Origin of the sequence: Microcoleus sp. D2_18a_D3, from assembly GCF_036702455.1 — a bacterium.
Taxonomy (GTDB): Bacteria; Cyanobacteriota; Cyanobacteriia; order Cyanobacteriales; family Microcoleaceae; genus Microcoleus.
Map to the genome: position 1 here is coordinate 21,036 of NZ_JAUBTK010000046.1, position 11,994 is coordinate 33,029.

The 11,994-nt window shown below is 45.1% G+C and carries 7 protein-coding genes; 3 read left to right on the top strand and 4 right to left on the bottom strand.

The window, feature by feature from the left end; translation table 11 throughout:
- Positions 1-162: 162 nt before the first annotated feature.
- Positions 163-1,467: an ATP-binding protein gene (locus QUB06_RS20325; protein ID WP_333436786.1), complete on the bottom strand. Its 1,305-nt coding sequence runs from the start codon at positions 1,465-1,467 to the stop codon at positions 163-165.
- A 125-nt stretch (positions 1,468-1,592) separates the two neighbouring features.
- Between QUB06_RS20325 and QUB06_RS20330 the strand changes: the two genes are divergently transcribed.
- Complete coding sequence (locus QUB06_RS20330) at positions 1,593-1,916, top strand: TMEM14 family protein (protein ID WP_333140147.1); 324 nt, start codon at positions 1,593-1,595, stop codon at positions 1,914-1,916.
- Between the two features lie 343 nt (positions 1,917-2,259).
- Here QUB06_RS20330 and QUB06_RS20335 read toward each other — a convergent pair whose 3' ends face one another.
- Entirely contained in the window at positions 2,260-3,285 is a 1,026-nt protein-coding gene (locus QUB06_RS20335; RefSeq protein ID WP_333436787.1) for a hypothetical protein, read from the bottom strand.
- Positions 3,286-3,406: 121 nt separating this feature from the next.
- Here QUB06_RS20335 and QUB06_RS20340 point away from each other — a divergent pair, with 121 nt between their 5' ends.
- Entirely contained in the window at positions 3,407-4,879 is a 1,473-nt protein-coding gene (locus QUB06_RS20340) for a hypothetical protein (RefSeq protein ID WP_333436788.1), read from the top strand.
- A gap of 257 nt (positions 4,880-5,136) precedes the next feature.
- Here QUB06_RS20340 and QUB06_RS20345 read toward each other — a convergent pair whose 3' ends face one another.
- A complete protein-coding gene (locus tag QUB06_RS20345; protein ID WP_333436789.1) occupies positions 5,137-7,680 on the bottom strand; it encodes a protein kinase domain-containing protein in 2,544 nt (847 codons plus the stop codon).
- A 553-nt stretch (positions 7,681-8,233) separates the two neighbouring features.
- Between QUB06_RS20345 and QUB06_RS20350 the strand changes: the two genes are divergently transcribed.
- Positions 8,234-9,466: a glycosyltransferase family 2 protein gene (locus tag QUB06_RS20350; RefSeq protein ID WP_333436790.1), complete on the top strand. Its 1,233-nt coding sequence runs from the start codon at positions 8,234-8,236 to the stop codon at positions 9,464-9,466.
- Positions 9,467-9,615: 149 nt separating this feature from the next.
- Here QUB06_RS20350 and QUB06_RS20355 read toward each other — a convergent pair whose 3' ends face one another.
- Positions 9,616-11,904: an FdhF/YdeP family oxidoreductase gene (locus tag QUB06_RS20355; protein WP_333436791.1), complete on the bottom strand. Its 2,289-nt coding sequence runs from the start codon at positions 11,902-11,904 to the stop codon at positions 9,616-9,618.
- Positions 11,905-11,994: the final 90 nt, after the last annotated feature.

Consider the following 11,994-nt stretch of genomic DNA (forward strand, 5'->3'; position numbering starts at 1 on the left):
TTGATAATTATATCAAATTTTGTTAGTTATTTATTATCAATAAAATTATGAAAAAATTAAGAATTTTTATTTCGCCCTTCGGCGCTGCAATGGCGGGTTTATTCAGATCCTGAATTGCCTTTCCATAGGTCAAGTGAAACCCGCCCTCCCAGCGCAGACGATCTACTTGTGAAAAATTGCTAAATCTGCTTTCAGGAAATCAACAAACTGCCGCGCAGTCCTGCCCGATCGCCCATTGCGACGAGTTGCCCATTCTTTAGCTCGGTGCTCCAAATCATCGGGAGCGAGTTTAATTCCAGCAAGCTCTGCCAGATGTCGGACAATTGTTAAATAAGTGTTTTGATCTGCCGGTTCAAAAGTTAAAGTCAAGCCAAATCGATCGCTAAATGAAAGTTTTTCCTGCACAGTATCCCAAGCGTGAACTTCGTCTCCGTCGCGGGGGCGAGGCCTGTCGTCAAAAAACTCTCGAATTAAATGCCGCCTGTTAGATGTGGCGTAAACTACCACATTTTGAGAGCGAGCAGTGACATTTCCTTCCAAAACAACTTTCAGAGCTTTAAAAGCATCGTCATCTTCTTCAAAGGAAAGGTCGTCCACAAAAATAATAAACTTTTGAGGAACTCCCCGCAACTGCTCGACAATTAGCGGCAAATCTTGCAAATCCGATTTAGATACTTCAATCAAGCGCAGATTGCGAGAGCCAAATTCATTTAATAGCGACTTCACCAAAGAAGACTTGCCAGAACCGCGGCTTCCGTACAGCAAAACGTGCAAAGCGGGATAACCAGCCAGCAAAAACTCCGTATTTTTCACCAGAGCATCCCGCTGCCAATCGCAGCAAACCAACTCTTTTAAAGTTATGCGATCGGGATGCGAAATAGTCGCCAACTGCCCTCCCCGCCACGCAAAAGCGCGATATTCGGCAAACAAACCCGTGCCAAACTGTCGGTAATAAACGGCTAAAGATTCCACCGCGCTAGACCATTTTTCCAGTTTTCCGTGGAGTGGCAAATCTCCCTGTTCTGCTACAGTTTCTGAATGCCAAATCAGAGGCACGGCGTCAAGTTGACCCGCTACCCGCACCCACTTGCTCAACTGTTCGCTGCTGCATTCGTAAATATTTTGCAGCACTTCTAAATCATGTCGGGCGGCCTCCACCAAAGCGGGGGGCAAACTTGCAAAATCTGTTTGCTGAGCTCGGCGTGAAAAGGGGTTTTCGTTTTTGAGAATTTCGGAAATCAAAGAATCTTTCCAGCTTAAATTTTTAGCAGCCTGAAGTTTGAACCAGTTCCCGTAAGCTACCTGACATTCCAAACCGCTGACTTCGCTGTGGTGGAGGGCTTGCAGCAAGTCGAGAAAGGCTTGACCGACAGGGCTTTTGAAAACCGATTGATACAGCAGCAGGGATGCTGCTTGGCGCTGGAGGTAACGGATTTGGGCGATCGCACCAGAAGTTAGGGCTGACATAATGGCAATTGTATAACAGTTAGATATCCTGACTGGCTTTAATAAATTTTCTAACAATTCGTGACACTGATTGCAGGCCGCGCTGTATAAATTTAGATGCACTTGTGAAATCGGGAGGATTAAAAATGAATTTAGGTACAGCAGCGGCGATCGGCTACGGCATTTTAACACTGGTTGGCGGCATCATGGGTTATATCAAGGCCAAAAGCCAAGCCTCGCTCATTTCGGGCTTGATTAGCGGTTCGCTGCTAATTTTTGCCGGCACCGCACAACTCATGGGACAAAGTTGGGGTTTAACATTAGCAGCAGTCATCTCGGCTGTTTTAGTAATAGTCTTTATTTTACGGCTTGTAAAAACTCGCAAATTCATGCCGGCCGGGATGCTGATTCTAGCTAGTTTGGCATCTTTGGGCGCGATCGTTTACGAAATCAGCGGTCAATATCAATAATCTGTTGACTGTTGACTGTTGACTGTTGACTGTTGACTGTTGACTGTTGACTGTTGACTGTTGACTGTTGACTGTTTTTAGTGGTCAGTGGTTATTTGTTAATTGTTAGTTGTTCGTTCTAATAACCAATAACCAATAACTACTAACCAATAACCAATAACCAGTGACCAATAACTAATGACTAAGCTGCTACGCATTTAAATTGAATCCAGAGAGGGGCAGGATGCCCGTTCCACAATAATTATAGAAAAATTGACTGTCAAATTAGGTGTACAACAGCTTAATGACTAATGACTAATAACTAATGACCAATGACCAATGACCAATGACTAATGACTAATGACTAATGACTAATGACTGCATCAATATACTGCTGAACTTCCCTGAGTTGCTGCCGCTGGTATTCGATCCAATCTTTTTCCGCCGCTCGCTGTTGGGGCGTCTCTTGCTGATACCGCGCCTGCTTCTCTAAAAAATCATTGTAGAACTTTATCGCTTTTTCAACTGTGTGAGTTGCCAGTTTCATGCGCTCCTCAAAAATGGCTACAATCAAACTATCCATGATTGACCCAATCACTTTACAGGAATCTTCAAAATCGACCAAACTGATTCCCATCTTGCTTTTATGAACCAGAGCTTCTACAGGTTGTTTCAGCGTTTCTTTAAAAGTCTTCACAGAAGAGCCAGGTAAATATTTCAGAGGTTCCGTAAACTTCGACACAATCTCGCCGCCTATTGATTGCAGTCGCTCTCTAAATCTCGATTGACTGTTGAGATCGAAGCATTCAATATAAAATTCAATTTTTTCTATATCAATAGATTGTAATTCTTTAAAAATCAAATGGAGTTCATTCTCCATAATTAAAATCACTCGCTCTGCCTGGTAATCAACTTCATTCCGTAACTCTTTGTGCAAATTATCTTTTTCAAAAAAACCGAGAGTATCTCTTTGAAATATTTGATGGTTTTTATCCCACAAAAACCACTGATTTTTTAACTTTGTAGCCTTGTCGCTCCACGATTTGCTAACTTTAAAAACAGCATCATATTGGCCCTGTTTTCCTAAACTGCGAATTCTCACATCGCATCCGCTTAGTTCGCCAATTTGCTCCCAGACATCAACAGGAGATGCTCCAGCAATTCTCGGCTTGCTATTCCAGACATCCTCAGCGTGAGATACATCTTTGAAACATACCTGAAGTAACCCCTTGAGTCTGAGGGCTGATTGCTTGATTTCCTGAATACAAGGTTCCACATCTAAGCTGAGTTGGGTAGCTGACTGTTTGATCTCTAGGGATTGATGTTCGTCGGCCAGCAATCGATCGCTAAACTGGGTAAGAGCCTGGAATACCTTGAGATACTCATTCATTTCCTTTGATGCCTCGTTTCCCTAAATAGCATACAATACAGAACATCTGCCTTTTTGAATACGAGCTAAGTCATACCATTTTAGATTTTAGATTAAAGAATTGAAGAATTGGGAATGACTGGTGACTATCGTGGTTTGGAGCTTGCCTACAGTTGCATTTTTTTTAAACTGGTGTCACAACATGGATTATATATTCACCCCTGCAACTCAGGCTCTACTTAATACTGGCAAACTGGTACAGCCTACTACCAAAACAGGAAAATTGCTCCCCGCAGCTAGAGATCCAGTGACAGGGGAGTTTGTCGAGCTTGCAAAAATCTTTTATCAATCAACAACTGGAACTAGCTCCTCGCGCGGAGTTCTAGGATTGCTCGCACAGTTAGCCGGAGGTGGCCCCATACAGCCGCTGGTAGCTCCCGTATACGTGACAGTGGCGCCGTTGCAGGTTGCTCAAACTCATCAGGGGTTTCAAAAAACATACAGAATGCTTAACTGTCTGAAAATTAATTTGGCAGTGATGCAAGCAACTGCTGCTGTCATTGGTATTGGCGCTGTATCCAGCACAGTTTTGTCAGCAGTAAACCTCAACCAAGTATTAAAAATCAGAGAAGAGGCAAAGCACCAGAAGCTAAAAATTAAAGACGGATTTATCGATCTCAGACACATCCTCAAAGATAGGGGAGTAGAGGTGATCCAGCAGATTTTTAAGGTGGCTCACGACTCTAATTTTGAAATGCACCGCCAGAAATGGGTTAACGGTTACGATATTTTTTCTAAGGCTGTCAAACGCTGTCAGTCAGCCCTAACAGTGCCCGATCTTAAACTTCGGAATTCCGAAATTAATGGCGGGCGGGATATGCTGTTTGAGGCTTTAAAAATTTATGACAATCCCAGTTTGTTGGATGGGCTGTGTTCTGCCGGAAAGCTCAGGCAAATGGAATGTGTTTGGGCGATCGAGCAGGCGATCGGGGTCACGTTTCACTTGCAGCGGGCCTACGATATGGTGAGCGATCGCCTGCTGGAACTCGAATCAAAAATTTGTCAAGATATTCTAACTGTTGTTAAAGGATGTGAATCCGAACCCGAACTAGATTTTTTATTTCCCGAAGTTACTAGGATTCTGGGTCATGATTTAAGTGTAATAGAATTTTGGCAAAATGAAGTTGATTGGATGCAAACTTTGTCTCCAAAAGAGCAGCACCAGTTAGCTAGTTTAGATAAACTCACCGGCGATAGTTTAAAAAGCAGCGTGTACACTACATTCGCGGTATTAGCTGCGGAACCTTCACTTTATGAAACTTTAAAGCAAAAGTCTCACTTTCTATCCTTGCGCGACCAGCTAACCTTCGCTGTGTCGCCGGAAATCCGCCGGAGATACGAATTTTATGTCAGCCAGCAGGCGATCGCTACTGGCTATCAAGGTTTAGCTGCCTCGAATTGGCAAGAAATATCCGATTTAACTGTCGCTAACCTCTACCACTTTTTTCAAATCCGAGAAAACTCCACTGAAAATTCTCAAACTGAGGACGAATTAGAAACGCCTTATTGGCACTTTCCCCAAACCTTAAAAAACGAGCTGAATTACAGCAATTAAATGACGAATGACTAATGGAGACTGTTGACTGTTGACTGTTGACTGTTGACTGACTTCTTCAGTCGTAGACACAACTTTTCAATTGTTACACTATCTGTAGTAGTAAGGTGTGCACTGCCCACCCTACAAGTATAGTCTGTGCGTCAAGGACTATTTTTCCTTCTTCCTTCTTCCTTCTCTCCTTTACATCCGTTACATCCGTTACATCCGTTACATCCGTTACATAATCCGTTGCCGAACTTCCTTCTTCCTTCTGATTACCTCAACCACAACTTAATAGTATTGTCTTTAGAACCGCTAGCAATAGTTTTACCATCGGGACTAAAAGTCACCACATAAACCTCATCGGAATGTCCCGTCAAAGTATTCAGCAATTCTCCCGTAGCAAAATCCCAAATTTTAATAGTTTTATCCTTGCTCCCGCTGGCAATAAACTTGCCGTCCGGGCTGATAGCAACCGAGACAATATCGTCAGAATGTCCCTTGATAGAGCGAATTAAATCTCCGGTTTCGAGATTCCAGATTTTAATACTTTCATCATAGGAACCGCTAACAATTGTCTTCCCGTCCGGGCTAACAGCAACCGACCTCACCGCGTCGCCGTGTCCCTCAAGAGTCTTTAGCAACCTCCCCGTTGCTACATCAACAACTGTAATTTTGTTATCCTTAGAAGCGCTAATCAAACTTTTTCCATCTGGAGTGAAAGCAACAGAATAAACAAAATCTGTATGGTCGGGCAAATTGTAAATCAAACGGCCAGTTGTTGCATCCGAAATCTTCGTGGTTTTGTCTCCGCTGGCACTAGCCACAAGCTGTCCGTCGGGGCTGAGAGCGACAGACCAAACAGAAGCAGTGTGGTCGAGACTGCGAATCACTTGCCCTGTTTTCAAATCCCACAGCATGACTCGCCAAAAACCGGTTCCAGTCGCCAGTCTTGTACCGTTTGAGTCAAAAGCAACCGACCAAACGGTGGATGAATCTCCTGGAAAAGTGCGGATCGACTTGCCTGTAGCTAAATCCCAAATTTGGATGGTTTTGTCTTTAGAACCGCTGGCTAACATTAAGCCGTCTGGACTGAAAGCAACAGACCCAACTGCATCTGAATGCTGAGCGAAATTTTTGACTTTGGCGTTCTTCCACCGCAGACCTGCTTGGCACTGTTCTTGTAACTCCTGAGCGGACGAATAGGTGCTGGAAGTGTTGGCAATTGTTGGTATTTGACTGATGCAGCCTTCATAATTGCTGGCTGTATAAAGAGCTTCAATTTGAGTGATCTGTTGGGATTCTTTCTGGACTCGCTGCTGCCATTCTTGCCACTTGAGATATCCGTAAACTCCGCCGATCGCAGCTAAGAGAGCCGCAATTGTTGCCCCGGCAAGATAAGGATTGAATTTGCGAGTTTCTTTGGGGACAAGTGCTGCTGCGCTGGCGATCCTCTCCGTTGGCGTAGCCCCCGTAGGGGCGGGCTGCGCTAACGATAAATCGGTTTTTCCGTTCAGATTTACCTGCGAGGATACCGCCGGACTTGCCTGCAATTCGAGGTGAGGGGCGCTACTCGGTGGTAGCCCATTGGGGTTGCGGTGTCCCTCCAAAACTGTGGTAATCGCCTTGTACAATTTAGCGAATAAAGATTTAGGAATGACTAATTCTTCGATTGTCGCGGCATCTTCGTCAGTAAGCCCTAAAACTTGCTGCAAGCGTTTTAACTCCTCGCGAGTTTCCACAGAAAAAGGATATTCTTGCTGCATTGCTTCTTGCAGTGATTGTTCGTAGCGTTCGCCTTTTTCCCTGTATTTCCGGTAAGGGTTCAATACCTCATCTTCGATCGCCTCTGCTTCTTCTGGCAGCAATTCCAAACTGACGCGCAGTTCATCTAATATTCTCCGACCGACGACTGTAATATCGCCCCGGCTGCTGCTGCGCCGATCGACTTCTTCGCGATATATTGTCAGCTTGGGAATCCGCGCCCGCGAGCGATCGCCAATTTTCCTCAAATCGGCTAAAGCTTCCGCCGCCGACTGGTACCTCTCCCGAAAATCGTAGCGCACCATATTGTCCAAAACATCAGCCAGCGCTTGGGAACACGTGGCTAAATGCCGCCAAACAATTTCGCCTTTATTAGAATTTTTCAAATCCCGCAGTTTCGGCAAATCGTAAGCCGGCAAACCCGTCATTGCTTGGATGCCAATCATTCCCAAAGCGTAGATATCGCTGTTGAGTTGCGGGTTGTATTGAAATTGTTCGATCGGCATATATTCCAGGGTGCCAATCCGCACCGTTACCGGCGCTTGTCTTTGAGCGATGTGAATTTCTTTCACCGAGCCAAAGTCGATTAAAACTAACTTGTTGTCGGAATAGCGGCGGATTAAATTTGCTGGTTTAATATCTCGGTGAATTACTCCCTGTCCGTGTACAAATACTAAAATTTCTAACAGTTCCTTCAGCAAAGGAATCATTTTTTCTTCGCTGAGAGGCTTGCCCGGTACAATCTCGGTTGATAGCGAGTGACCGGCAACAAAGGATTCAACTAAGAAAAATTCTTCATTTTCTTCAAAATAAGCGAATAGCTGAGGAATTTGGTCGTGTTGACCGAGCTTTTCTAGAACTTCTGCTTCTTTTTGAAAAAGACGGCGCGTAGTATTAATTAATTTCGGTTCGGTGGTACCGGGACGCAGGTGCTTGACAAAGCACTGCGGTTCTCCGGGACGGCGAATATCTTTGGCAAGATATGTTTGTCCAAATTCTCCTGTTTCTATGACTTCAATGATTTGATAGCGTCCATCTAAAAGTTGGCTCACCATGATAATAACGCAGCCTTTTTTTGGTTGATTTTCGCAAGAAACAGTTGCACTGTTGGGTCACTTGTCGTCGAGTCTCGCTCCCTATATCCTCCTTTTTGAGGGGTTTGGGGGGAGCGAAAGAATGCTCTTGTCCCACCCCCTACTCCCCTTTTTTTAGGGGTTTGGGGGGAGCGAGGAGCTAATCGTTCTTTCTTCTTCCTTCTTCTTTCTTTCTTCTTCCATACTTTATTTTTTCAAAATCTGCAAAGCTTGATATCCTAAAAAGAAAAAACCCAAAGCACCAAGTATGGCTATCCCGTTCGCCAACACATCGACTGTCACAAATTCGCCCATTCCAATATCCTCTGACAACTGATATCTATCCTCGGCTTTTCGGTCGCTGACTGGGTGAGGGGTCTTACCCCTCGCTGCGGGCGAGCCGAAAGATGCTCACAAATTATAGCAAAGGAGGCGGTCAAAATAACTTTTCGGGCGATCGACTAGCTTTTTGTTTTAATATTTTTTAATATTTAGGGAGACAAATCCTGTACCGAAAATTTGAGGTCAGTTCGCTTTGATATTGTTAACCCTGCTAATTTTTTCTCTGATTGTAAGTAGAGCTTACACTAAGAATTTGCGCCGATCAGTCGAAAATGCGCCTCGAACCGACAGAAGTTTGGCTAAGCTGTCACCGGAGTCCGCCGCGCAGTTCCCTAAAGTTTCGGTAATCGTACCAGCATACAACGAGGCAGAGAATATTCGGGATTGCGCGATCGCCATTTTGGAGAGTACATCGCTGTCTGTGGACAACTTAGAGGTTTTAATTGTAGACGATCGATCGACAGACGACACACTAGCGATCGGGCAAACCCTGCAACAGCATCTCAACGACCCCCGGCTTAAAATATTAGCAGGTCAGCCGCGACCAACCAACCAATATTGGGCGGGCAAAAACTGGGCCTGCGTTCAAGCTGTTCAAGTAGCAACCGGAGACTTCTTATTATTTATCGATGCCGACGTGCGACTCAAACCAGGGGCGATCGAAACCGCTATCGCCACAGCCGAAACCGAGAAAATAGACTTGTTCACCTGTATGCCAGCGCTGGTTTGTGAGTGTTTTGCCGAGTGGTTAGTACAGCCGTTAATGTTCAATAACTTAGCAGTTTGCTACGACTTTACCGCCGTCAACGATGCCTCGAAAACAGACAGTGCTTTTGCCGCCGGGCCGTTCATGTTATTTAGGCGATCGGGCTACGAAAAAATTGGCGGTCACGAAGCAGTTGCAAGCGAAATTGTGGAAGATGTGGAATTAGCTAGACGCATCAAACGTGCGGGTTTAAAGCTCGGACTTTATTCCGGGCCAAATTTGGCATCCGTGCGGATGTATCGGTCTTGGAACGCATTGTGGGAAGGCTGGACAAAGAATCTGTATCTCGGCGCTAACCGCAGTTGGGGCATGATGGTTTACATGGCCGCAATTATGTTATTTCTTTATCCTATGCCGTGGATAGGATTATTCATTATTCTGAAAAAAATAATTTCCGTCTTCCCTCTTTCTTCTTCCGTCTTCTCTCTTCCTTCTTCCTTCTTCCTTCTTCCTTCTTCCTTCTTAGTAATAATCGTAACTTGGCAGCATTACACTTTGCGCCGCTTAGGTGCCGAGATTTCGGAATGTCCGACGAAATACTGGTGGTTAGGAGGTTTGGGAGGTGGGTTAGTGGCCGCGATGGCGATCGGTTCTGCGATTAAAACCGAAACTGGTTGGGGGTGGACTTGGCGCGGTAGAACTTTGCAAATTAAGAGTTAATTAAAACTTGGATATGGGCAGGCAAGATGCCCACCCTACAAAAAATTAACTCCTTGTGGAACAGGCATCTTGCCTGTTCTTAAAAATCATCGAAAATGTGAGTTATAGAAGACAGAAGACAGAGCTAATCATAACATCCGTTACATCCGTTACAGAATCCGTTGCCGAACTTCCGCATAAACAAAAGCAGGTACGCGCTTGTAAGCAGGCGTGCCCGATCGCCTTTCAATCTCCGGGTGAAAAATCACATTCACTTCAGGATAAAACATCAAAGCAGAACCCTCACGAACCGCCCCATAAATCACCTCGACATTTTCCATTTTCCCCACATTTCCCTGCACCGTAACCCGCTGATCTTCTTGCAAACCCGCGCTTTGTGCATCCGCACGATTCATCAAAATGCAGTTGCGGTGCGGCATTCCCCGGTACTTGTCATCAATTTTGTAGACGACAGTATTGTGCTGAGAATAGCTGCGTCCCGTCATCAATGCCACAACAATACCCTGTGTGGATTCCGATACTCCAAACTCTTTCGCTTCCGGTAATTTCAGCTTAGGTAAAGGCGTGACAAACATCTTCGCTTTCCCAGACTCTGTAGGGAATTTAGGTTCTGTAAAAATGCGACCGCTGATGGTGAATTCCTCTTGTGTTTCATCAATTGTCGCCATCTTTTCATAGCCAGGAATAGTTTTAGCAATCAATTGCCGAACGTATTTTGTGTCTTGAAGTCTGCGCCAATCAACAGGAAAATCGCCGTGAATTCGGCTGGCTAATTCTGTTAAAAAATGCACTTCAGAAATCAAATCCGAATTCTTGAGATGAGTTTCGCCTTCATCATTTAAACGCACAAAGTTATTACCGGCTTCCACCGTTGTTTTGTGGGGGTTTTCAAAGCGATTCAGCACGGGAATCACAATTGTATTGTGCTTGGCTAATCCGTGAAAATGCCCTAAATTCGGTTTGGTTGCGAGGTAGATAACGGTTTCAACATTGCTTAAAGCGCGTTTTGCCTGATTTGAATCTGGATTCGCCCCATACAAGTTGCCACCCAGACAGATCAGCGTATCGACTTTGCCTGCATCTGCTGCTTCAATGAGCGATCGAGTGTCGTAGCCCTTAACAGGACTCAGGGGACGGTTCAATAACTTTTCTAAAGCTTGTTGAATTTCTTTTTTCAGCTTCACAGTGACGCCCATAGAGCCGAATCCTTGGACGTTTGAGTGTCCTCTCACGGGCATTAATCCCGCCCCTTCTTTGCCGACATTTCCTGTCATTAAGGCAGTATTGGCAATGCTGAAAACGTTATCTACACCGTTATCCTGTTGGGTAATTCCCATCGCCCAACCAAAGACAACTCGCTTTGAAGCGCCGATAATTTTGGCTGCCGCCTCAATTTCGGCGCGGGAAACTCCGCAGGTTTCAGTAATAGTTTCCCAGTCGGTTTCGCGGGCGTGCTGTACTACTGTTTCCCAGCCTTCTGTATGAGCTTGCAAATAGCTTTCGTCCAGCAAACCTTGTTCGATTATAGACTTTTGAATGCCCACAAATAGCGCCGTATCGCTACCGGGAATTGGCTGCAAGTATAGCGAGGAAATATCGGAACCGGGGATGAGCGACTTGACAGGAAATGCCGGAGAACCAAACTTGACTAACCCGATTTCCATCACCGGATTGATTACAATTATTTTACCGCCTTTGTCGCGAATTTTAATTAAATCGTTCATCAAGCGGGGATGGTTGTAGGAACAATTGCTGCCCGCGAGCACGACGCAATCTGCTTCCTTCAAGTTTTCTAGACTCACTACCGAGGTGCGGGTGGCAAACATTTCGCTTAACCCGATTGTCGAGGGAGCGTGGCAGAGATCAGAACAATCTGCTAAGTTATTGGAACCCATCGCCCGCATCATCAATTGCAACAGAAAAGCCGCTTCGTTGGAAGAGCGACCGGAACTGTAAGATGCCACTCTTTCGGGGGTTTTGCGAAAAGCAGCTTCGGCAATTTGATAAACTTCTTCCCAAGAAATGCGATCGTAATGAGATGAACCAGCCCGCAAAATCATCGGAAAACTCAGCCTTCCCAACCTGTCGGCTTCCATTGAAGTTAATTGCTGAAGTTCGGCAATACTCTTATTTTCAAAAAATTGAGTTGAGATAGCCGGCTTGATTTCAGCGGAGATTGCTTCGACGCTTTTCATGCAGCGCTGAAGTTTTTCGCCCTCTTCATTTGTAAAACCTCCTTTCTGCCCGCCAGTGCCCCAAGAACAGGACAAACAAGCACTTTTGTGCAGCAAAGTTTTCCAAAGTTTCGGCCCTTCCGGGGACAATGTATGTTTTGCCCAATATTCTATTACGGGCAAACCGCCACCTATCTCTGGTGTTTCCTCGTTTGTCTCGTTGAATGGCGGGATTGGTTGGACATTTTGGGAGTTGGTTTCCATGCGGTTTACCTTTTGTGGGAATTGCGGATTGATGCGGCGGGCAAACCGCCAAAAAAGTTAAGTTTCTTACTGGAATTTTACCGCAAATTT

Bases quoted from the DNA above. Each gene is read 5' to 3' on its own strand.
- QUB06_RS20355 (WP_333436791.1), bottom strand. From the start codon at position 11,904: ATGGAAACCAACTCCCAAAATGTCCAACCAATCCCGCCATTCAACGAG.
- QUB06_RS20325 (WP_333436786.1), bottom strand. From the start codon at position 1,467: ATGTCAGCCCTAACTTCTGGTGCGATCGCCCAAATCCGTTACCTCCAG.
- QUB06_RS20345 (WP_333436789.1), bottom strand. From the start codon at position 7,680: ATGGTGAGCCAACTTTTAGATGGACGCTATCAAATCATTGAAGTCATA.
- QUB06_RS20335 (WP_333436787.1), bottom strand. From the start codon at position 3,285: ATGAATGAGTATCTCAAGGTATTCCAGGCTCTTACCCAGTTTAGCGAT.
- QUB06_RS20330 (WP_333140147.1), top strand. From the start codon at position 1,593: ATGAATTTAGGTACAGCAGCGGCGATCGGCTACGGCATTTTAACACTG.